20 protein-coding genes are annotated in these 20,600 nt (G+C 72.8%); 9 read left to right on the top strand and 11 right to left on the bottom strand.

What is annotated here, in order from left to right:
• Positions 1–381 precede the first annotated feature (381 nt).
• On the top strand, positions 382–1,176 hold the full coding sequence (locus OG485_RS09785; RefSeq protein ID WP_328666782.1) for a polyprenol monophosphomannose synthase: 795 nt from the start codon (positions 382–384) through the stop codon (positions 1,174–1,176).
• 209 nt (positions 1,177–1,385) lie between these two features.
• Positions 1,386–1,955 (top strand): FxsA family membrane protein, encoded by a 570-nt coding sequence (gene fxsA, locus OG485_RS09780; protein ID WP_328666780.1) that lies wholly within the window; start codon positions 1,386–1,388, stop codon positions 1,953–1,955.
• Positions 1,956–2,170: 215 nt separating this feature from the next.
• On the opposite strand, the gene OG485_RS09775 is transcribed toward fxsA, so the two are convergent.
• The 4 genes from OG485_RS09775 to yczE all read right to left on the bottom strand — a co-directional run bounded on the left by OG485_RS09775 (position 2,171) and on the right by yczE (position 5,712).
• Positions 2,171–2,545, bottom strand: coding sequence for an RNA polymerase-binding protein RbpA (locus OG485_RS09775; RefSeq protein ID WP_081223278.1), 375 nt, complete (start codon positions 2,543–2,545; stop codon positions 2,171–2,173).
• A gap of 256 nt (positions 2,546–2,801) precedes the next feature.
• Entirely contained in the window at positions 2,802–4,151 is a 1,350-nt protein-coding gene (locus tag OG485_RS09770) for an MFS transporter (protein ID WP_328666772.1), read from the bottom strand.
• 41 nt (positions 4,152–4,192) lie between these two features.
• Entirely contained in the window at positions 4,193–4,960 is a 768-nt protein-coding gene (locus OG485_RS09765) for a glycerophosphodiester phosphodiesterase (RefSeq protein WP_328454671.1), read from the bottom strand.
• A complete protein-coding gene (yczE, locus tag OG485_RS09760; protein ID WP_328666770.1) occupies positions 4,957–5,712 on the bottom strand; it encodes a membrane protein YczE in 756 nt (251 codons plus the stop codon). Before yczE ends, OG485_RS09765 begins: the two co-directional genes overlap by 4 nt.
• A 29-nt stretch (positions 5,713–5,741) precedes the next feature.
• On the opposite strand from yczE, the gene OG485_RS09755 reads away from it, so the two are divergent.
• A complete protein-coding gene (locus OG485_RS09755; RefSeq protein ID WP_328666767.1) occupies positions 5,742–7,241 on the top strand; it encodes an SCO1417 family MocR-like transcription factor in 1,500 nt (499 codons plus the stop codon).
• A gap of 211 nt (positions 7,242–7,452) precedes the next feature.
• Here OG485_RS09755 and OG485_RS09750 read toward each other — a convergent pair whose 3' ends face one another.
• Both OG485_RS09750 and OG485_RS09745 read right to left on the bottom strand, forming a co-directional pair.
• Positions 7,453–9,039, bottom strand: coding sequence for a hypothetical protein (locus tag OG485_RS09750; RefSeq protein ID WP_328666765.1), 1,587 nt, complete (start codon positions 9,037–9,039; stop codon positions 7,453–7,455).
• A gap of 38 nt (positions 9,040–9,077) precedes the next feature.
• A complete protein-coding gene (locus OG485_RS09745; RefSeq protein WP_103549671.1) occupies positions 9,078–9,272 on the bottom strand; it encodes a hypothetical protein in 195 nt (64 codons plus the stop codon).
• Positions 9,273–9,532: 260 nt separating this feature from the next.
• Between OG485_RS09745 and OG485_RS09740 the strand changes: the two genes are divergently transcribed.
• From OG485_RS09740 to OG485_RS09720, 5 genes are all read left to right on the top strand, one after another.
• The gene (locus OG485_RS09740) at positions 9,533–9,925 is read left to right on the top strand and encodes an ankyrin repeat domain-containing protein (protein WP_328666757.1); all 393 of its coding nucleotides are present in this window, start codon (positions 9,533–9,535) and stop codon (positions 9,923–9,925) included.
• 300 nt (positions 9,926–10,225) lie between these two features.
• The gene (locus tag OG485_RS09735; protein WP_328666755.1) at positions 10,226–11,644 is read left to right on the top strand and encodes a HEAT repeat domain-containing protein; all 1,419 of its coding nucleotides are present in this window, start codon (positions 10,226–10,228) and stop codon (positions 11,642–11,644) included.
• 139 nt (positions 11,645–11,783) lie between these two features.
• Positions 11,784–12,947, top strand: coding sequence for a glycosyltransferase family 4 protein (locus OG485_RS09730; RefSeq protein ID WP_328666754.1), 1,164 nt, complete (start codon positions 11,784–11,786; stop codon positions 12,945–12,947).
• On the top strand, positions 12,944–14,098 hold the full coding sequence (locus OG485_RS09725) for a glycosyltransferase (RefSeq protein WP_328666752.1): 1,155 nt from the start codon (positions 12,944–12,946) through the stop codon (positions 14,096–14,098). Before OG485_RS09730 ends, OG485_RS09725 begins: the two co-directional genes overlap by 4 nt.
• A complete protein-coding gene (locus tag OG485_RS09720; RefSeq protein WP_328666751.1) occupies positions 14,095–14,949 on the top strand; it encodes an SGNH/GDSL hydrolase family protein in 855 nt (284 codons plus the stop codon). The genes OG485_RS09725 and OG485_RS09720 overlap by 4 nt, the downstream gene beginning before the upstream one ends.
• Positions 14,950–15,073: 124 nt before the next feature.
• On the opposite strand, the gene OG485_RS09715 is transcribed toward OG485_RS09720, so the two are convergent.
• The 5 genes from OG485_RS09715 to OG485_RS09695 all read right to left on the bottom strand — a co-directional run bounded on the left by OG485_RS09715 (position 15,074) and on the right by OG485_RS09695 (position 19,581).
• Positions 15,074–15,943, bottom strand: a complete 870-nt coding sequence (locus tag OG485_RS09715) for a biotin-dependent carboxyltransferase family protein (protein WP_328666749.1) — start codon at positions 15,941–15,943, stop codon at positions 15,074–15,076.
• A complete protein-coding gene (locus tag OG485_RS09710; protein ID WP_328674295.1) occupies positions 15,940–16,557 on the bottom strand; it encodes a 5-oxoprolinase subunit B family protein in 618 nt (205 codons plus the stop codon). Before OG485_RS09710 ends, OG485_RS09715 begins: the two co-directional genes overlap by 4 nt.
• A 65-nt stretch (positions 16,558–16,622) precedes the next feature.
• A complete protein-coding gene (locus tag OG485_RS09705) occupies positions 16,623–17,381 on the bottom strand; it encodes a LamB/YcsF family protein (RefSeq protein ID WP_328666747.1) in 759 nt (252 codons plus the stop codon).
• Between the two features lie 29 nt (positions 17,382–17,410).
• The gene (locus OG485_RS09700; protein ID WP_328674294.1) at positions 17,411–18,205 is read right to left on the bottom strand and encodes a putative hydro-lyase; all 795 of its coding nucleotides are present in this window, start codon (positions 18,203–18,205) and stop codon (positions 17,411–17,413) included.
• A gap of 56 nt (positions 18,206–18,261) precedes the next feature.
• Positions 18,262–19,581 (bottom strand): MFS transporter, encoded by a 1,320-nt coding sequence (locus OG485_RS09695; protein ID WP_328666745.1) that lies wholly within the window; start codon positions 19,579–19,581, stop codon positions 18,262–18,264.
• Positions 19,582–19,762: 181 nt separating this feature from the next.
• Here OG485_RS09695 and OG485_RS09690 point away from each other — a divergent pair, with 181 nt between their 5' ends.
• Positions 19,763–20,467 carry a GntR family transcriptional regulator gene (locus OG485_RS09690; RefSeq protein ID WP_328666744.1) on the top strand — a complete coding sequence of 235 codons (705 nt, stop codon included), beginning with the start codon at positions 19,763–19,765 and terminating at the stop codon, positions 20,465–20,467.
• The last annotated feature ends 133 nt before the right edge of the window (positions 20,468–20,600 follow it).

The raw sequence follows: 20,600 nt of genomic DNA, 5'->3' as shown, positions 1-20,600 counted from the left end.
ACGGCCGACCGGGGAACTCCGCACGGCCTCGCGGCGCCGCTGGGTCAGGGGTGGTGCGCCGCACCGGCGCACCGCCACTGGGAAGCCAGGCCCAGCGTCGGCGCCGCGAGGCGAGGGAACGTTCCGACACGTCGGCAGGTGCGACCCGGGTGGGGCCCGGACGTTCAGTAGACAACGGCTTTCGGTCGACCCGCAGCCAGCGGGTCCCAGGTCGGCCCGAAGGGCGCCGGGCCCCGATCCGAAGGACGCGATTTCCGCTCCGGCGCGTCCGCTCTTACCCGCCTCTTGGCGAATCGACACCCCTGTAGGACCGCCGCGACGCAATGGCGCAGGCTGGGCGCACTATGGTGGAGCCCTGCGTACGGATACGAAGGGGCAGCAGTGAACGACGGCGACGGGACCCTCGCGGCGGAAGCCCAGGGGAGGCGGTTCGGCCCGCTCGGCACGGCCTTGGTGATCATTCCGACCTATAACGAGGCGGAGAACATCAAGAAGATCGTCGGCCGGGTGCGATCCGCCGTGCCCGAGGCGCACGTTCTGGTGGCGGACGACAACAGCCCCGACGGCACGGGCAAGCTCGCCGACGAGCTGGCCGCCGACGACGAGAACGTCCAGGTCCTCCACCGCAAGGGCAAGGAAGGGCTCGGTGCCGCCTACCTCGCGGGGTTCCGCTGGGGCCTGGAGCACGGGTACGGCGTACTCATCGAGATGGACGCCGACGGATCGCACCAGCCGGAGGAACTTCCCCGCCTGCTGACCGCGCTCAAGGGCGCCGACCTCGTACTCGGCTCGCGCTGGGTGCCCGGCGGCCGCGTGGTGAACTGGCCCAAGTCCCGCGAGTTCATCTCGCGCGGCGGCAGCCTGTACTCCCGTGTCCTGCTCGACGTGCCGATCCGGGACGTGACCGGCGGCTACCGGGCCTTCCGCCGCGAGACCCTCGAAGGCCTCGGCCTCAGTGAGGTCGCCTCCCAGGGCTACTGCTTCCAGGTCGATCTGGCCCGCCGCGCGGTGAAGGCGGGCTACCACGTGGTCGAGGTCCCGATCACCTTCGTCGAGCGGGAACTGGGCGACTCCAAGATGAGCCGCGACATCCTCGTGGAGGCGCTGTGGCGGGTCACCACCTGGGGTGTGGGCGAGCGGGTCGGCCGGATCACCGCCCGCCGCAGGCAGTCCTGACACGGTCCGGGCACCACGCGGGGCTCACCGGTCCGTCCAGGCGACACGACGGGCCCGTGAGCCGCGCCGACGCCCGAGGGGCGCGGCGAGCGGCGGCCGGCCACGGTCAGGGGGCGTGAGCGGTGCCACCGAGGCGGGCACCGGCGTCCGCCGACGCGGTTGAGCGTCCGCTTATCCCGAACTGAGGCACGCCCAGGCACACTGGGAGCATGACGACAGGCGTTCCGACCCCCACCCCCTCCCGCCCGCGGCGCTCGCGGCTGCGCACGTTCCTGCCGCTCGGTGTCGCGGTGTGGCTGGTGCTGGAGATCTGGCTGCTGACGCTCGTCGCGCATGCCACGAGCGGCTTCACGGTGTTCCTGCTGCTGGTCGCCGGGTTCGTCCTCGGTTCCGTGGTCATCAAGCGGGCCGGCCGCCGGGCCTTCCGCAATCTCAGCCAGACGCTGCAACAGGCACAGGGCGGTGTCACGCCGACGGGCGGCGACAGCGGCAGGGGCAACGGCCTGACGATGCTCGGTGGCCTGCTCCTGATGATCCCGGGTCTGATCTCCGACGCGATCGGCCTGCTGCTGCTGGTCCCCCCGGTCCAGAAGGGCGTCAGCCGCTTCGCGCAGAGCGCCTTCGAGCGCAAGATGCGGCTCGCCGCGCCCGGCACCGTCGGCGACGCCTTCCAGCAGGTCCGTATCCACCGCCCCGACGGCAAGGTGGTCCAGGGCGAGGTCATCAGGGACGAGTCCCCGCACGAGCCCGGCGGCACCTACCCGCCGCTGAACCGCTAGCAGCCCCTCCGGCAGCCCCTGCCGTACCGCCGCCAGGTGCCCCCGCGGCGGTACGGGAAACGGCGCGCCTGAATCCACTTCCGGCTTCCGGTGGATTCAGGCGCGCCGTTTCCCGTACCGAAGGCACCGGAACGCACGAGACCGCGAGCCCCGTACCTGAAGTACGGTGCCCGCGGTCTCGGCGTGCGGTGTATGCCGCTCGACCCTCGAAGGGGTCAGGCGGACTTGCGGCTGTCCCGCGGATGCACCGCGATGTTCATCGCGCCGGAGCGAAGAACGGCCAGACGCTCCTCGAGGACCTCTTCGAGCTCCTCGCGAGTGCGCCGCTCCATCAGCATGTCCCAGTGCGTGCGCGCGGGCTTCGCCTTCTTTTCCTCAGGGCCGTCGCCGTCGACGAGAAGTGCCTGGGCCCCGCAGACCTTGCACTCCCACTCCGCCGGAATTTCGGCCTCCACCGAGAAGGGCATCTCAAAACGATGCCCCTTCTCGCATGCGTACTCCACGGCCTGGCGCGGGGCCAGGTCGATGCCGCGGTCCGTCTCATAGCTGGTCACTACGAGGCGTGTGCCGCGAAGAGCTCGCTCACTCATGAATCGTGCCTCCCGGGCTTGTCGCCCACAGGACAGGTGTCGCTGTCGTCGTCATCCGGTCAACGTCCGGTCGGCGGTAAAGATTCCCGTTGCTGGGTCATGCGTCGCCGTCGTAGCCGCCCCTTGTTGTACCCACCGTCGCCCGGTTTGTCACATCTGACATCAGATGTCACCCAACGCTTCAGTATCATTGACGCGCAGTAACGGTACGGCAGGCAGGCCAAACGCGTACACTACCGCTCTTTGGCCCCCGGCGCTAAATCCTCTCGGGTACGGGATTGCCCGCGTCCCGCACGGCCCGGCGCACGGGTACCCGCGCGAGCAGGACGAAGCCGATGACGAAGAAGACCACGAGCGAGATGATCGCGTCCCGATAACTTCCCGTCAGCTGGTAGGTCAGTCCGAACAGCAGCGGGCCGAGCCAGCTCATCCCGCGGTCGCTCATCTCGTACGCGGAGAAGTACTCGGCCTCCTTGCCGCTCGGCACGAGGTGCGAGAACAGGGAGCGCGACAGCGCCTGGCTGCCGCCCAGGACCAGTCCGATGCCCGAGGCGAGGACGAAGAACCACACGGGCGCGCCGGCGGGCAGGAAGTACCCGGCGGCGAGGGTGAGCGTCCAGGCGACGAGTGAGCCGAGGATGGTGCGTTTGGCGCCGTACGTGCGGGCCAGCCGGCCCATGCCCAGTGCGCCCCCGACCGCGAGCACCTGGACCAGGAGTACGGCTGTGATCAGGGTCGACTGACTGAGGCCCAGCTCTTCGGAACCGTAGACCGAGGCCTGCGAGATGACGGTCTGGATGCCGTCGTTGTAGATGAGGTAGGCGAGCAGGAAGGAGAGCGTGAGCGGCTGGCGGCGCATGTCGCGCACCGTGGCGGCCAGCTGCCGCCATCCGTGTGCGGACGCCTGGCCGGTGGAGGCGGTACGGCGGTCGCGAAGCCGCTTCAGCGGGATGAGCGTGAAGGCGCCCCACCAGACACCCGCCGAGGCCAGGCAGATGCGCACGGCCGTGGACTCGGACACGCCGAAACTGTCATGGGCCGTGAAGAGGGCCAGGTTCGCGACCAGTACCACGGCGCCCGCCGCGTACCCGAAGGCCCAGCCCCGGGAGGAGACGGCGTCGCGCTCCTCGGGCGGGGCGATCTGCGGGAGGTAGGAGTTGTACAGCACCATCGACACTGCCAGCGAGGCGTTCGCGACGATCAGCAGCAGTCCGCCCAGCAGATAGCGGTCGCCGTCCAGGAAGAACATGCCCGTGGTGGCTCCGGCGCCCAGGTAGGCCGCCGCCGCGAGCAGCGGCTTCTTGCGGCCCGTGCGGTCGGCGGCGGCGCCGGCCATCGGCATCACGACGATCGACACGATCACCGAGGCGGAGACCGCGTACGCGAAGAAGGAGCCGGCGCGGACCGGTACCCCCAGCGGGTGGACGAACCCGTCCGCGTCCGCCGCGTGCTTGGCCACCGCCGTCAGATAGGGGCCGAGGAACACGGTGAGCACGCTCGTCGAGTAGACGGAGCAGGCCCAGTCGTAGAAGTACCAGCCCCGTTGTTCTCGCCGGCGCTCCGCGGCCTCCTCGGCCGCCCCCGCCCGCACGGTGTCCGTGCTCACCCGCGCCCTCGCTTCTCCGTGAACGGACCGCGCGAGGAGGCTCAGAACCAGGTGCCCCGGTCTTCCAGGACCTTGCGCAGTGTGTCGATGTGATCGGTCATGATGCCATCGACTCCCAGGTCCAGGAGCCGGTGCATGCGTTCCGATTCGTTCACGGTCCACACGTGCACCTGGAGCCCGCGCGCGTGGGCCGCCCGTACGAAGCGGCGGTCGACCACCGGCACGCCCGACTGTGTCTCGGGGACCTGGGCCGCGACCGCCGAGCGGCGCACCGCGGCGGGCACGCCCCACGAGCGCAGCCGCAGGTTGAGCACCCCCCGGGTGCCGAACGAGGTCGCCAGGCGCGGCCCGGCGAGATGCTGGGCACGGGTCACGCGGGCCTCGGAGAACGAACCGACACAGACGCGGTCCCAGGCGTCGGTGCGGTCGATCAGGTCGAGCAGCGGGACGAGCGCGGGTTCGGCCTTGACGTCGACGTTCCAGCGCGTCTCGGGAAACTCTTCGAGCAGGTCCTCGAAGAGGGGGACCGGTTCCTTGCCCGCCACGCGCGCCTGGCGCACGTCGTCCCAGGGGAGGTCCGCGATCCGGCCCGCGCCGTCGGTCACCCGGTCGAGGGTCGTGTCGTGGAAGGCGACCAGCCTGCCGTCCGCCGTGGCGTGCACGTCGGTCTCGATGTAGCGGTATCCGGCGTTCACCGCCCGCCGGAACTGCGTGAGGGTGTTCTCCAGGCCGTCCGCGGACCCGCCGCGGTGGGCGAAGGGGATCGGGCCGGGGTGGTCGAGGTAAGGGTGAAGAGTGCGCGTGCTCACCCGGGCAGTATGGCGCGCTCGGGTTGACCTGGGGCGACAACGGCGCTGCGGAGCGGTGCCGGACGGGCGGCGAACACCTTCAGGAAGAGCTGGGCCAGGGGGCCGATGGCGACGGCGTAGAGCACCGTGCCGGCTCCGACCGTCCCGCCGAGCGCGAAGCCCGTCGCGACGACGGCCACTTCGAGGACCGTGCGCACCAGACGGACCGAGCGGCCCGTACGCCGGTGCAGTCCCGTCATCAGGCCGTCGCGGGGACCCGGGCCGAAGCTGGCCGAGATGTACAGGCCCGTGGCCACGCCGTTCAGCGCGACGCCCCCCACCAGCAGCGGAATCCGCAGGGCCAGCGAGTGGACGTCCGGGATCAGCGCCAGGGTGCCGTCCATGGCCAGGCCGACCACGAAGACGTTGGAGACGGTTCCGAGGCCGGGCCGCTGGCGCAGCGGGATCCACAGGAGCAGCACCGCGGCCCCCACGATGATCGACACGACACCGATCGTCAGACCGGTCAGCTCGGCGAGGCCCTGGTGCAGCACGCCCCACGGCTCGAGGCCGAGACCCGCTTCCACGAGGAGCGCCGAGCTCGCGCCGTACAGGGCGAGCCCGGCGTAGAGCTGGACGAGACGGCGGGGGAGCCGCCCGGACCCGGGAGTCCCGGAGGGTGCGGACTCGGAGCGTGTGGACAAGGGATGCCCCCGGTGGTGGTAGTGGCCTGGTGCATGACACTCTGTGGCTTGAGAAGTGGCTTCAACCATGGCCAATTCGGGGAAGGTGGACTGGAATCATGGCGCAGTGGACTTCGGCGGTGGGGGCCGCGCAGCTCGCCCGCCTCCTCAACTCGCAGCAGGAGCGCCCCGCGGGCCCGGGGACCCGGCGTCCGCCCGCGTATCGCGCGCTCGCCGACGGTGTCAGGCTGCTCGTGCTCGAAGGACGGGTGCCGGTCGCCGCGCGGCTGCCCGCCGAGCGGGAACTGGCGCTGGCCCTGTCCGTCAGCCGTACGACCGTCGCCGCGGCCTACGAGGCGCTGCGCGCGGAGGGCTTCCTGGAGTCGCGCCGCGGAGCCGGGAGCTGGACCGCGGTCCCCGCCGGGAATCCGCTGCCCGCGCGAGGTCTCGAACCCCTGCCCCCCGAGACCCTCGGTTCGATGATCGATCTCGGCTGCGCGGCGCTGCCCGCGCCGGAGCCGTGGCTGACCCGAGCCGTCCAGGGTGCCCTGGAGGAACTGCCCCCGTACGCGCACACGCACGGCGACTACCCCGCCGGCCTCCCCGCGCTGCGCGCCATGCTCGCCGAGCGGTACACGGCGCGCGGTATCCCCACCATGCCTGAACAGATCATGGTGACCACCGGGGCGATGGGCGCGATCGACGCGATCTGTCATCTCTTCGCGGGCCGCGGCGAACGCATCGCCGTCGAGTCCCCCTCCTATGCCAACATCCTCCAGCTGATGAGGGAGGCCGGTGCCCGGCTGGTGCCCGTCGCGATGGCCGAGGGGCTGGCCGGCTGGGACATGGACCGCTGGCGCCAGGTCCTGCGCGACGCCGCGCCCCGGCTCGCGTACGTCGTCGCCGACTTCCACAACCCCACCGGCGCGCTCGCCGGCGAGGACCAGCGGCGCGGGCTCGTGGACGCGGCGCGCTCGGCCGGCACGGTCCTCGTCGTCGACGAGACGATGAGCGAACTGCACCTGGACGACGATCTGGAGATGCCGCGCCCCGTGTGCGGCTTCGATCCGGCGGGCTCGACCGTGATCACCGTGGGTTCGGCGAGCAAGGCCTTCTGGGCGGGCATGCGGATCGGCTGGGTGCGGGCCGCACCCGACGTCATCCGCAGCCTGGTCGCCGCGCGCGCCTACGCCGACCTCGGCACTCCCGTGCTGGAACAGCTCGCCGTGAACTGGCTGCTGAGCACGGGGGGCTGGGAGAAGGCCGTCGACATCCGGCGCGACCAGGCCCGCGAGAACCGGGACGACCTCGTCGCGGCCGTCCGAAGGGAGCTGCCCCGGTGGGAGTTCACCGTCCCGCGCGGCGGTCTCACCCTGTGGGTGCGTACGGGCGGTCTGTCCGGGTCGCGGCTGGCCGAGGTCGGCGAGCGCGTGGGCGTGCGGGTGCCCTCGGGGCCCCGATTCGGCGTGGACGGCGCCTTCGAGGGATATGTGCGGCTGCCGTTCACGGTGGGCGGCGCGGTCGCGGACGAGGCGGCGACGCGGCTGGCGGCGGCGGCCCGGCTGGTGGAGACCGGCGCGAGCGGAGGGGGCGAGGGGCCCCGGACGTTCGTGGCGTAGCCGTACGGGACCCCGGGGAGCGGAACCCCGGGGAGCGGAGTCAGGAGCCGAGTTCGGGAGGCCGAGTCCCGGGCGCCGAGTCCAGGGGCGGTATCCGGGTGCGCGGACGCCGGGGATGTCCGGGCGAGGAACAGATGCCGACGGGGCCGGAGACCCGCCTGGGTTTCCGGCCCCGCCGGAGCGCGTGGACCTCGGATTCGTTGCCTCACTTCTACCCCTCGGCCACCGCGACCCCGGCGACCTCTGCGACCTCTGCGACCTCGGAGGGCACCTTTTCCGCGTCCGCCGGGGTCGTGCGCTCCGGCAGCAGGGCGAGCACGGCCCGCCGCTGCGCCTCGCTCGTGGCGTCGTCGTACGGGTCCGGTGTGGCGGGGACCTGGAGGCGCAGGACGGGGCCGGTGCCCAGGCGCGCGTAGCCCCGGCCGGGGGGCACGTCCCGGGTCGGGGTGGTGTGCGGGGGCGCGCCCAGGACCGCTTCCAGCTGAGCGGCCGAGGCGGTGCCGAGCACCACGCGCGCGCGGGTGTGCCGGCGTACCGCGTCGCTGAGGAAGTCGAGGTTCTCGAAGTGCTCGGCGACCACGACCGTGACGTTCGCCGCGCGGCCGTGCCGCAGCGGGACCTGGAGCAGCGACTGCGGGTCCTTGCGCCCGTCGGCGGCGGCCAGATGGCCGAGCGCGCTCGGCCGGTCCAGCAGGATCCACAGCGGGTTCCTGATGTCGTCGGGGGCGGGGTGTCCCGCCTGGCGGGCGCGGTTCGCGGCGATCAGCCGCCGCTCGGTCTCGTGCGCCGCCCACTCCAGGCTGGCGAGTGCCCCGCCCGTCGAGCACTCGACGGCCAGGACGCCCTCCCGCCCGGTCAGGCACGCGTACTCGCCGGTGCCTCCGCCGTCGACGACGACGACATCGCCGTACTGGAGGGACTGCAGGGCGATGGAGCGCAGGAGTGTGGTCGTGCCGGTGCCCGGTTCGCCCGTGATCAGCAGGTGCGGCTCGGTGGAGCGGGGGCCCGTGCGCCAGACGACCGGCGGAACGTCGCGCTGCTCCTCGCCGTGGGTGAGGGGGAGCGTGCGCTGGACATCGGCCGGATCGGTGAATCCGAGAACCGTCTCGCCGGGGGCGGTGACGAAGCGCTGGGCGGCGATGTCGGTGGGCAGGGGCGCGAGGACCGTGACGGTGAGTTCGTTGCCCTCCTCGTCCCAGTCGAAGTGGTACTCACGGCCGCGGCCCGACTTGGCGTGCAGGAGCTGTTCGATACGCGCGCGGGAGTCCGCCTCGCCGTCCGTGAAGTACGCCGGGTAGTGGAGGTGCAGACGGGAGATCCGTCCGTCGTCGTCGAAGCCGTACGAGGCGAAGGCCTTCTCCCAGTCGCCGCCGTGGGCGTACAGGGGAGCGGGGTCGTCGGCCGTGGAGAAGTACGGGACGAGTGCCTCGTAGAGCGACTGGAGGCGTCCGGTCTGCGCCTCGTCCGGGCCGGTCGCGGGCGGTGGGGTGCGCTCGCGACCGGCCCAGGCCGCCGCCGCCATCAAAGTGATGACGGCGAGCAGAGGTCCGTACGGCACCAGGGCCACGATCAGGACCACCGAGGCCACCAGGAACAGCAGCGGTCCGCGACGGTCCTTGGGGGTGGCGGCCCACTTGCGCCGTCCGGCGGCTGCCAGCCGGCGCAGTCCACGGGTCACCGTGATCAGCGGATGGAGGACATCGGTGGCGCTGTCGGCTGCCGTCCGGGCCAGCTCCCGGCTCCTGGCGATCTGTGCGGTGCCGTTGCTGAGGATGCGGGGGAGAGGGCGCCGGGCCACTGCTGTCTCCTGGAGGTGCGTACGAGGTGGGGACGTCGTCAGAACTTGATCCCGCCGAGGAGGCCCGCCAGGCTCTCCCCGCCTGCCTTGATGCTCGGCGCGATGGCCGTGCTGGCGAGGTAGAAGCCGAAGAGCGCGGCCACGAAGGCGTGCGACGCCTTCAGCCCGTCCTTCTTGAAGAAGAGGAAGACGATGATGCCGAGAAGGACGACGCCGGACATGGACAGAATCATTTGAGCTCTCCTGGTTCGTGGGGACGGTCACCATGAGTTGTTCCAGGATCACAGCATGTATCCATACGATAAAAGGTGCAACTGAGTGAAAAGTGGCTGATTTCACCCGCGCGACGGAGCTGTCTTGCGCCGCCTGAGCTGCTCTGTCGCGCTTGATGTGCACTTTGTGATCTTTGGCGCGGAGGGTGCCTGTGATGTGCCGCTGGAGCCAGTACCCTGTCGATTCACCCGAACGGTTGCAGTGAGAGGCGGTCCGGCAGATGAGCGAAGCCCCCGACCCCGAGGTCGTGGAGCTCGCGACCAAGATCTTCGATCTGGCGCGACGCGGCGAGACGGAGGCGCTCGTGGCGTATGTCGACGCCGGTGTCCCGGCCGACCTCACCAACGACCGCGGCGACTCGCTCGTGATGCTCGCCGCCTACCACGGGCACGCCGACGCGGTCCGCGCCCTGCTGGAGCGCGGCGCCGAGGCCGACCGTGTCAACGACCGGGGCCAGACCCCCCTCGCCGGAGCCGTCTTCAAGGGCGAGGAGGCCGTCATCCGGGTCCTCCTGGCCGCCGGCGCCGATCCGGCCGCGGGCACCCCGTCGGCTGTCGACACGGCGCGCATGTTCGCCAAGACGGACCTGCTCGAATTGTTCGGCACGTCATGAATCGAACGCCCTGACCAGGCGAAACGCAGGAAAAAAGGGAGGCGGAACGGGGCCGCCGGAAATACGGTCGCGGCAGGAAGAACCGCCGAGTCATCATGACGACGTGATTCACGGACGCGATGGCTGGGCAGAAGTTGCCGCACCGCGCGGGCCGTGACTCGGCCCGCATGGGCCACCGACGAGAGGCAGAGGAAGATGGTCTACAGCAAGCAAGAGACGGCGGGCGCCCCGACGTGTTGTCACGCGGCCAGGTAATGCAGGATCCCGGTTGCGTCGACGCTTGATGTGAGGCTGTTTCCCATGTTCGATCCGGTCATAGCGCCCAGCGGAACCCTGCTCGGCCTTCTCCAGAGGGGCCGCGGCGACGGCACGCTGCACGCACTCACCGCACCGCGGGCCGAAGCGCTCGCGGCACTGAACCACTGCGTTCTCAGGGACCCGCGCCACGACTGGCAGGTGGAGAACCGCTCCCTGTACTACGCCCGTCTCTATCTCGATCTGAGTGGCGAGCTCGACGAGATCGAGCGGCACCTCTTCGACGCCGAGGACATCCTCGACGACTGCGAGTCACGCACAGGGCTCGCCCTCGCGGTCCTCGGACACCTCGCCTCCTACGGCAGGCGCGACGCGCTCGCGCTGCTGCGCCGGTACGCCGCGGTCGGCTCCAACTGGGCCTGGGCCCTGGACGAGCTGGCCCTGCGCGACGACGACGCGGGCCTGCGCGCCCTCGCCGCCCCCGTGCTCGCCCGGTTCCCGGCCGATCCCGAGGGTGACGCCGCCCTCGCCGCCGTCGTACGCGACTCCTTCGAGCCACGGCCGTGGCGGCTGTGGGCCGACGACTCCCGTACGTCCATCGCCACCCGTGTGCGCGCCGCCCAGGAAGCCGGGTCCTTCGACCGCTGGCAACGGCAGATGCGACCCGCGGGGCCCCGCCCCGGGTGGAGCGTCGAAGCCGTCTTCGCATGGGCCCAGCAGGGCATCGAACGCGGAGCCGCGCTGCACGTCCCCGCCGCCCGCTGCCTGACCGCCGTCGCCGGACCCGAGGACCGTCCCGAGATCGTCGAGGCCGCGCGCCACGGCGGGGAGGGCGCGCGCTGCACGGCTCTGCGCTACCTCGCCGACGGCAACGATCCGGACGCCCTCGACCTGATCGCGGCGGCCGTCGCGGACGGGTCGACGCCCGTCGCCGAGGCCGCCGTCGACGCCTTCGAACGGATGCGGAGCGTCGCCGCCGTCGACCGGGCCCGGGGCTGGGCGCACCGGCCCGACGCCCTCGGCGCCGCCGCCGGCCGCATGCTCGCCTGCCGGGGCGGGGCACAGGACCGCGACCTCGTCCTGGCCGCGCTGCGCGAGGCGGTACGGGGCGAGGGCCCCGACGCACCGACCCTGTGGACCCTCGTCGACGGCACCGGACGGCTCGGCATCGCCTGTGCCGCCCCCGTGCTGCGGCACGTCTACCGGGAGACCGCGTCATCGCATCTGCGCCAGCGCGCCGCCCGTGCCCTGGCCGTCACCGATCCCTCCTTCCCCGCCGGCTTCGCCGTCGAGTGCCTGTGGGACTGCGAGGAGACCACCCGCGAGATCGCCGCCCGGCACGCCGAGACCGGTGACGCGCGCGTGGTGGATCAGCTGCGCCGGCTGGCGGCGGATCCGGCCGAGGAGGCCGAAGTCCAGACAGCCGTACGGAGCCGGATCGGGCCCGACATGCCGGCCGTATGAACGTTCGGTGACCCGGGAGTCAGGAGCGCGTGGACGGGGGCTGACCTGCCCGGGTGCGGAGTGCAACGCTCACGGGACGTTCATCGTTCGCATAGATCCACGTTGACGCGGCCACGTCCAGCGGGGCGAGAACACCCGTATGCGAGTCGTCATCGTGACCGAATCCTTTCCCCCCGATGTGAACGGCGTGGCCCACTGCGCGCTCCAGACCGCCCGGCACCTCGTCGATCGCGGTCACGCTCCCCTGGTCGTCGCCCCGGCCACCTCCCCCAAGTTCTCGGCCTCCCCCGAACAGGGAAGCGCATTCACCCGGAGCGGGCCCGACGCCCTCGCGCCGTGCCCGGTCGTCCGTGTCCCCTCCATTCCGCTCCCGGGCTACCCCCAGGTCCGCGTCGCCCTCCCCAGCCGGCGCGTCGCCGCGGCCATCACCGAACACCGCGCCGACATCGTCCACCTGGCCAGCCCCTTCATCCTCGGCGTCCGCGGCATGGCGGCCGCCTCCCGGCTCGGCATCCCCGCCGTGGCGGTCTACCAGACCGACCTCGCCGGATACGCCCGCACGTACATCAGCGCGGGCGAGGGCACCGCGTGGCGGCGCATCCGCTCGGTGCACGCCGCGGCCGACCGGACGCTCGCCCCGTCCAGTGCGGCCCTGCACGACCTGGAGACGCACGGCGTGCCCCGGGTACGGCTCTGGGCGCGCGGCGTCGACACGGTCCGCTTCCGCCCCGGCCACCGCGACGAGGCGCTCCGCCGCGAACTGGCTCCGAACGGCGAGCTGATCGTCGGCTACGTCGGCCGGCTCGCCCCCGAGAAGCACGTCGAACTGCTCTCCGGGGTCTGTGAGATGGACGGCGTCCGCGTCGTCGTGGTCGGCGACGGGCCCAGCGAGGCCACCTTGCGCGGCGCGCTCCCGGGCGCGGTCTTCCTCGGCCGCCGCACCGGCGACGAACTCGCCCGGATCTTCGCCTCGCTGGACGTCTTCGCGCACACCGGCCCCTTCGAGACCTTCTGCCAGACCGTGCAGGAGGCCATGGCCAGCGGAGTGCCCGTCGTGGCGCCCGCCGCCGGCGGACCGCTCGACCTGGTCGACCACGGGCGCACCGGGCTGCTCGTCCCGCCGCGCGACGCCGACGCGGTACGGGACGCGGTGCGCACCCTGGCCGCCGATCCCGCCCTGCGGGCGGCCTACGGCGCCGCCGGGCACGCCCTGGTCGAGGGCCGCACCTGGGCCGCGGTGGGCGACCAGCTCATCGCTCACTACGAGGATGTGCTCTCCGCACGGAAGCTGGTGGCGGCATGAGTCTGCGCATCGTACGGCTCGCCAACTTCGTCGCCCCCTCCTCCGGAGGGCTGCGCACCGCACTGCGGGAGCTGGGCGCCGGATACCGGGCGGCCGGCCACGAACCGGTCCTCGTCATACCCGGCGAGCGCGCGGGTGACCGCGACACCGAGCAGGGACGGGTGATCACGCTGCCCGGCCCGCTGCTGCCCGGCACCGGCGGCTATCGCGTCCTCACCGACAGACGGCGGGTCGCCCGGCTCCTGGAGTCGCTCGCCCCCGACCGCCTGGAGGTCTCCGACCGGACCACCCTGCGCTGGACCGGAGTGTGGGCACGGCGGGCCCGGGTGCCCGCCGTGATGGTCTCCCACGAGACCGCCGACGGTGTGCTGCGCACCTGGGGACTGTCCGAGGCGATGGCCCGGCGGACCGCCGACGCCCTCAACGTCCGTACGGCGCACTCCTACGCGCGCGTGGTGTGCACCACCGAGTTCGCCGAGCGCGAGTTCGTGCGGATCGGCGCCCGCAACGTCGTACGAGCCCCCCTGGGCGTCGACCTGGTGGACCGGCACCCCGCCCTGCGCGACCCGGCATTGCGCGCCCGCCACGCGCGCCCGGACCAGGTCCTGCTCGTCATGTGCTCCCGCCTGTCCGTCGAGAAGCGCCCCGGCACGGCGCTCGACGCGCTGGAGGCGCTGCTGCGGCGCGGTGAGCGGGCCGTGCTCGTCATCGCCGGGGACGGACCGCTCAGGGCCCGGCTGGAACAGCGCGCCCGGGATCGGAGGCTGCCCGTCACCTTCCTCGGGCACGTATCCGACCGGGCCCTGCTCGGCTCGCTCCAGGCCTCGGCGGACGTGTGCCTGGCACCCGGGCCCGCGGAGACCTTCGGGCTCGCCGCCCTGGAGGCGATGGCCTGCGGCACCCCCGTGGTCGCCAGCTCGCTCTCCGCCCTGCCGGAGATCGTCGGCTCCGCCGGGGCCACCGCCGGCGACAGCGGTGACTCCTTCGCGGACGCCGTACGGCTGCTGCTCGGCCGCGCCGAGAGCGAGCGCAGGCAGGCCGCACGCGCGCGTGCCGAGTGCTTCGGCTGGGACGCCGCCGTGACGGGTTTCCTCGCCGCGCACGACGCGGTGGCCGTGAACCGGCCGCGTCTTCAGGAGGGTGTCGCATGAGACCGGTTCGCTTCGTCGCTCTCGGGGACTCCCTCACGGAAGGTGTGGGCGACCCGGTCGGGGACGGCTGGCGGGGGTGGGCCGAGCTGCTCGCTCCGGGGCTCGCCCCGGCGGACGCGCCCGTGCGGTTCACCAACCTCGCGGTCAGCGGGGCGCAGACACGGGACGTCCTGGAACGGCAGACCCCGGCGGCGCTCGCCCTGGAGCCGGACATCGTCTCCGTCGTGATCGGCGTCAACGACACCCTGCGGTACACCTTCGACATCCACTCGGTGGCCGAACGGCTCGACACGGTGTACGCGGCCTTCCGCGCGCGGGACACGATCGTGCTGACGGCCTGCCTCCCGGACCCCGGCTCGATGCTCGGGCTCCCGGGAGCGCTGGCCCGCCCGCTGGCCCGGCGTCAGCACGCGGTCAACGCGGTGGTGCACGCCCTCTCGAAGCGGCACGGGGCGATGCATCTGCACGCGGCGGAGGAGGACTGGCTCAAGGGCCGCGCCGTGTGGAGTGCCGACCGGCTGCACCCGGGGGAGCTGGGGCACCGTCAACTGGCCCTGCGCTTCCACGCGCTGCTCGCCGAGGAAGGCGTCGCCGACGGGATCACCCCGTCGGCCGAGGCCGAGTTCCCCGCGCCGACGCGTGCCGCGAGCCTTCTGTGGCTGGCCACGGCGGGAACGGGCTGGGTGGCCAGGCGCTGCACGGACCTGCTGCCCCAGCTGCTCACCCTCGCCGCGTCCGAGGTGCGCCACCGGGCCCGGGGCACCAGCGCCCGCCTCGACCTGAGCGCCTCGCACGCCGTCGCGTCCGCCCTGGCGGCCCTGTCCGTGGCGGAACGGCCGGACGTGGCCTGACGGGCGGAGGAAGCCCGACGGCCGGACGTGGTCTGACGGCTGGACGCGGCCCGGCGGGCGCGCGAGGCGGGCACCGGTGGAAGCGGCCGGTGCCCCTTTCGCCGGCGCACGGCCCGCGGCGGCCTCAGCGACGGCGAACGGCCAGGAACCGCACCGGGGTTCCCGGGACCGCCTGAGCTGCCGCCGGGAGATCGGCGGACCGGACGACCGCGATCACCGGGTAGCCCCCGGTGGTCGGATGGTCGGCGAGGAAGACGACCGGGCGGCCGTCGGGCGGCACCTGGACGGCGCCCAGCACCAGGCCCTCACTGGGGAGTTCGCCGGAGACGGCCCTCTCCAGCGAGGGCCCCTCCGTGCGCAGGCCGATGCGGTTGCTCGCCGACGAGACCCGGTACACGCGCGTCGTGAGCGTCCGCAGGGCCGGCTCGGTGAACCAGCCGTCGCGTGGGCCGAGCGTCACGCGCAGCACCAGCTCGGCGGGCGGGGCGCGGTGCGGGACGACGTCCACGCGCGTGTGAACGGCGCCGGGACTCCCCAGGGGAAGCACCGCGCCGTCCGTCAGCGGTGGCGGGCCGAGCCCCGAGAGCAGGTCGGTCGAGCGGCTGCCGAGCACCGGATCGACCGCCACGCCGCCGGACACGGCCACATAACTCCGTAGCCCCCCGCGCGCGGAGCCGACGTCCAGGAGCGCCCCCGCGGGCACCCGGACAGGAGCCCCCCAGGCGACCGGGCGGCCGTCCACCCGTACCCGGCAGGGAGCTCCGGTCACGGCCACCGTGACCGTCGAACGGGGACGCAGGGCACAGCCGTCGACCGTCGTCTCCAGTACGGCGGCGTCGGCGGGGTTGGCGACGAGCCGGTTGGCCAGCGCCGCCGCGGGCGCGTCGAGCGCTCCGGAGCGCGGCACACCGAGATGGGCGTGCCCGGGCCGCCCCTGGTCCTGGACGGTGGTCAGGGCCCCGGCCCGCACCACCGCGAGGGCCCGGTCGCTCATGAACACCTCTGCGGTACGAAGCGCACCCGCGCGCCGGGGGCCAGCAGCGCGGCCGGCACGCGCGCGTGGTCCCACAGCAACGCGTCCGTCGTGCCGATGAGCTGCCAGCCGCCCGGAGAACTGCGCGGGTACACACCGGTGTACGGGCCCGCCAGCGCCACGGAGCCCGCGGGCACCGCCGTACGCGGGGTCGCCCGGCGCGGCACGTCGTACCGTGCCGGCAGTCCCGTGAGATAGCCGAAGCCGGGCGCGAACCCGCAGAAGGCGACCCGGAACCCGGCCGCGGCGTGGATCTCCGGCACCTCGCGCACCGCCACTCCCCACATGGCCGCCACATCCGCCAGGTCGGGACCGTCGTACCGCACCGGGATCTCGACGGTGTCGTCCGCGCGCGCGGTCAGCGGGGGGATCTCCCAGCCGGGCAGCAGCTCCGCGAGCCGGCCGGGGTCGTCCAGTCCGTCCAGGAGCACCGTGCGGGCCGCCGGGACGATCTCCCGTACGGACAGCGAGCCGTCCGCGCGGCGCCGCAGCAGCTCGGCGTGCAGTGCCTGGGCGGCCTCCCCCGAGGACACCTCGACCAGCAGCGCCCGGTCGCCGACGGGCAGGGTCTTCAGGCCGGGGCCTTGCGGGTCGCCGCCGGCCGGCACCGGGGCCCTCCCGCCGTCGGCGGGCCGGGCGCTCACGCGAACGCCCGCACGAGCACGCCCGCGGACTCCAGCCGGGCTCGCACCCGGCGGGCCAGTTCGACCGCGCCCGGTGTGTCCCCGTGCAGACACAGGGAGCGCGCGCGGACCTGCACGCGCTCCCCGGAACGGGAGGTGACCACCCCGGAGCGCGCGAGGCCCAGGGAGCGTTCGACGACGGCCTCGGCCTCCGTGATGACCGCGCCCTCCTCCGTACGCGGCACCAGAGTGCCCTCCTCGGTGTACGCGCGGTCCGCGAACGCCTCGGGGACGACGGGCAGCCCGGCCCCCTCGGCGATCTTCAGGAAGCGCGAGGACGGGAGACCGAGCACGGGCAGATCCGCGCCCGCCAGCAGGACACCGTCGACGACCGCCGCCGCCTGCTCCTCGTCGTGCACGACCCGGTTGTAGAGCGCTCCGTGCGGCTTCACGTACGCCACCCGCGAACCCGCCGCCCGCGCGAAGACCTCCAGGGCGCCGATCTGGTACGCCACTTCGGCCGCCAGCTCGTCGGGCGGCACGTCCATCGCCCGCCGCCCGAACCCCGCCAGGTCACGGTAGGAGACCTGGGCGCCGATCCGTACCCCCCGCTCCGCCGCCAGCTCGCACACCCGCCGCATGGTGGGCGCGTCCCCGGCGTGGAAACCACAGGCCACATTGGCGCTGGTCACGACGGACAGCAGCTGTTCGTCGTCGGTCAGCCGCCAGCGGCCGAAGCCCTCGCCGAGATCGGCGTTGAGATCGATGGGGGTCATGGGCTGCCGTTCCTCCTCCTCCGGCCCGTTCAGGCCACTCGGTACTGCTCGTCACGGGTGTCCGTGATGAACATCCGGCCGGGCGCGTGGGTGATCGCGAACGGCGGACGGGATGCCATCACGGCAGCCTGCGGCGTCACTCCGCAGGCCCAGAACACCGGGATGTCGTCCGGGGCCACGACCACCGGATCGCCGAAGTCGGGGCGCGAGAGATCCTCGATGCCCAGCCCCGAGGGATCGCCGCAGTGCACCGGAGCGCCGTGCACGGCGGGCAGCAGACTGCTCTCCCGGATCGCCGTGCCCAGGTGCTCGGGCGGCACCGGACGCATCGACACGACCATGGGGCCGCGCAGCCGCCCCGCCGGCCGGCACTGACGCGTCGTCACGTACATCGAGACGTTGCGGCCCTGCTCGATGTGGCGCAGCGGGACACCCGCGGAGCTCAGTGCCCACTCGAAGGTGAAGCTGCACCCGATCAGGAACGACACCAGGTCGGACCGCCAGTGGTCGAGGACGTCCGTGGGCTCGGCCACCAACTCGCCGTGTTCCCACACCCGGTAGCCCGGCAGATCGGTGCGCAGGTCGGCGCCCGGGGCGAGCACGGTGGTCCAGGAACCGGCGTCGGTCACGTCGAGGACGGGACACGGTTTCGGGTTGCGCTGGCAGAACAGCAGCATCTCGTACGCCCAGTCGGCGGGCACCGACACGAGGTTGGCCTGGGCGTGGCCCGCGGCGATCCCGGCGGTGGGAACCGACAGTCCCGAACGGAACCGCCTGCGGGCCCTCCCGGGGGTCCACGCGCGCGCGTGGCCGGGGGTCTTCAGCGGGCCCGGTGAGCCGCCCCCGGGGAGGGCGGGCGTCCGGACCTGGACGGTGTCGTTCACAGGAGCTCCTTGCCACGCGTCTCGGGGAGTCCGGTCAGGGCGAGCGCGGCGAGGGCGTATCCGATCGCGCCGAAGACCAGCGCTCCGCCGACGCCCCAGCTGTCGGCCAGGAAGCCGACCGTGGTGGGGAAGGCCGCGCCGACGGCACGACCGGTGTTGTAGGCGAAGCCCTGTCCCGTGCCGCGCACCGCCACCGGGTACAGCTCGCTGAGGAACGAGCCGAAACCGCTGAAGATCGCCGACATGCAGAAGCCGAGGGGGAAGCCGAGCAGCAGGAGAAGGGTGTTGGCGCCGCTCGGGATGTTCGCGTAGGCGAGGACGCAGGTCGCGGAGAGGATCGCGAAGAGCAGGATGTTGCGCTTGCGGCCCAGTCTGTCGGTGAGGAGACCGCCGGTGAGGTAGCCGAGGAAGGCTCCGGAGATCAGGAGCGTCAGATAGCCGCCGGTGCCGACGACGGACAGACCACGCTCCGTCTTCAGATAGGTGGGCACCCAGGTGGCCAGCGTGTAGTAGCCGCCCTGGACACCGGTGGAGAGCAGGACCGCGAAGAAGGTGGTGCGCAGCAGGCCCGGGGCCTCGGCCGTGCCGGGCCTGAAGATCGCGGCGAACGACCCCTTGTCGGCGCTCCTCTCGCGCGCCGCGGCCGCCTCGGGCGCGTCCCGCACCTCGCGCCTGACCCAGACCACGAGCAGAGCGGGCAGCGCGCCGGTCCAGAACATCACGCGCCAGGCGAGGTCGTCGTCGAGAAGCTGGAAGACCAACGTGTAGACGGCCACGGCGAGGCCCCAGCCGACGGCCCAGGCGCTCTGGACCGCGCCGAGCGTACGCCCGCGGTTCCGGGGGCTCGCGTACTCGGCGACCAGGACGGCGCCGACCGCCCACTCGCCGCCGAAGCCGAGACCCTGGAGGGCACGGAACACCAGCAGCGTCTCGTAGTTCGGCGCGAAGCCACAGGCCACGGTGAACACCGCGTAGGTGATCACCGTGATCATCAGCGCTTTGACGCGTCCGATCCGGTCCGCGACCACACCCGCGACGGCACCGCCGACCGCGGACACGACCAGTGTGACGGTGGTGAACAGGCCGGTCTGGCCGCTGTCGAGGCCGAAGTACGTCGCGAGGGCGACCATGCTCAGCGGCAGGGTGAAGTAGTCGTACGAGTCGAGGCCGTAGCCGCCGAACGCGCCGCCGAACGCGCGCCGGCCCCGCGGGCCGAGGGCGCGCAGCCATCCGAACGCGCCTTCCCGGGCGGCGGGTTCACCTGTGGCGGGTTGCGTGCCGGGGGTCAGGGCCTGGGGTGGAGGGGTCGTGCTCATGGGCACCTCGCATTGAGGGACGGAGAGTGCATGAGGACTGAGCCGGGCCGTGCGGAAGCCTTTGGGCGCTTGGCAGTTCGCGGTGGTGCGGAGAGCGCCTGTCCGACAAGGTAGAGGATCGTTGAACGATCCCTCAATACCCGTGTTGTTTCGTTCTCGTGTCTGCGGTTGAATTCCGGGCATGGCAGAGCTGACGGAACTGGCCGACGACCGAGCCCTGTTGGGCCGCACCAGCACCGCCGAGCGGGTCTCGGACATCCTCAGGAGCCGGATCGCCGAGGGCTTCTTCCCGCCCGGGACGCGATTGTCGGAGGACAGCATCGGCGGCGCCCTCGGGGTCTCCCGCAACACGCTGCGCGAGGCGTTCCGGCTGCTCACGCACGAGCGGCTGCTGGTGCACGAACTCAACCGAGGGGTCTTCGTACGGGTGCTCACGGTCGAGGACGTCGAGGACATCTACCGCACCCGGTCCCTCGTCGAGTGCGCCGTGGTCCGCGGGCTCGGCGCTCCGCCCTACGCCGTGGAGGGGATCGCCGGAGCCGTCTCCGCCGGGCGGCGGGCGGCGCGCGAAGGTGACTGGAAAGGAGTGGCGACCGCCAACATCCACTTCCACCGCGAACTGGTCGCGCTCGCCGGCAGCGCCCGTACCGACGAGGTGATGCGCAGCGTCTTCGCGGAGCTGCGTCTCGCCTTCCACGTCGTGGACGACCCCCAGCGGCTCCACGAGCCCTACCTCGCGCGCAACCACGAGATCCTCCAGACCCTGCGGGCCGGCGACCGGGACGGCGCGGAACGTCTCCTCGCGGCGTATCTCGACGACTCGCTCGCCAGCCTCGTCGAGGTGTACGCGCGCCGCGTGGCCGACGGGGGCGGGGGCACGGGCTGACGGCCTCGCGCCGCGTGCCTGCCGGGTGGGTCCGGTGTGTGGCGTCGGCCACGTGGGGCCGGTGCCCTGGCCCGGACACGCACGGCGGCCGTCAGTGTGTCCGGCCGTGCCCACGGCGAGACGCACGGCGGCT

The organism is Streptomyces sp. NBC_00328, assembly GCF_036139655.1.
Classification (GTDB): Bacteria; Actinomycetota; Actinomycetes; order Streptomycetales; family Streptomycetaceae; genus Streptomyces.
The sequence above is the reverse complement of the archived record's forward strand: the minus strand, read 5'-3'. Positions and strand labels throughout refer to the sequence as shown.

What these genes read in the sequence shown, in the direction of transcription:
- yczE (WP_328666770.1), bottom strand. Translation starts at nt 5,712, where the DNA reads ATGGTTGAAGCCACTTCTCAAGCCACAGAGTGTCATGCACCAGGCCAC.
- OG485_RS09755 (WP_328666767.1), top strand. Translation starts at nt 5,742, where the DNA reads ATGGCGCAGTGGACTTCGGCGGTGGGGGCCGCGCAGCTCGCCCGCCTC.
- OG485_RS09725 (WP_328666752.1), top strand. Translation starts at nt 12,944, where the DNA reads ATGAGTCTGCGCATCGTACGGCTCGCCAACTTCGTCGCCCCCTCCTCC.
- OG485_RS09735 (WP_328666755.1), top strand. Translation starts at nt 10,226, where the DNA reads ATGTTCGATCCGGTCATAGCGCCCAGCGGAACCCTGCTCGGCCTTCTC.
- OG485_RS09690 (WP_328666744.1), top strand. Translation starts at nt 19,763, where the DNA reads ATGGCAGAGCTGACGGAACTGGCCGACGACCGAGCCCTGTTGGGCCGC.
- OG485_RS09720 (WP_328666751.1), top strand. Translation starts at nt 14,095, where the DNA reads ATGAGACCGGTTCGCTTCGTCGCTCTCGGGGACTCCCTCACGGAAGGT.
- OG485_RS09715 (WP_328666749.1), bottom strand. Translation starts at nt 15,943, where the DNA reads ATGAGCGACCGGGCCCTCGCGGTGGTGCGGGCCGGGGCCCTGACCACC.
- OG485_RS09745 (WP_103549671.1), bottom strand. Translation starts at nt 9,272, where the DNA reads ATGATTCTGTCCATGTCCGGCGTCGTCCTTCTCGGCATCATCGTCTTC.
- OG485_RS09695 (WP_328666745.1), bottom strand. Translation starts at nt 19,581, where the DNA reads ATGAGCACGACCCCTCCACCCCAGGCCCTGACCCCCGGCACGCAACCC.
- OG485_RS09705 (WP_328666747.1), bottom strand. Translation starts at nt 17,381, where the DNA reads ATGACCCCCATCGATCTCAACGCCGATCTCGGCGAGGGCTTCGGCCGC.
- OG485_RS09740 (WP_328666757.1), top strand. Translation starts at nt 9,533, where the DNA reads ATGAGCGAAGCCCCCGACCCCGAGGTCGTGGAGCTCGCGACCAAGATC.
- OG485_RS09730 (WP_328666754.1), top strand. Translation starts at nt 11,784, where the DNA reads ATGCGAGTCGTCATCGTGACCGAATCCTTTCCCCCCGATGTGAACGGC.
- fxsA (WP_328666780.1), top strand. Translation starts at nt 1,386, where the DNA reads ATGACGACAGGCGTTCCGACCCCCACCCCCTCCCGCCCGCGGCGCTCG.
- OG485_RS09775 (WP_081223278.1), bottom strand. Translation starts at nt 2,545, where the DNA reads ATGAGTGAGCGAGCTCTTCGCGGCACACGCCTCGTAGTGACCAGCTAT.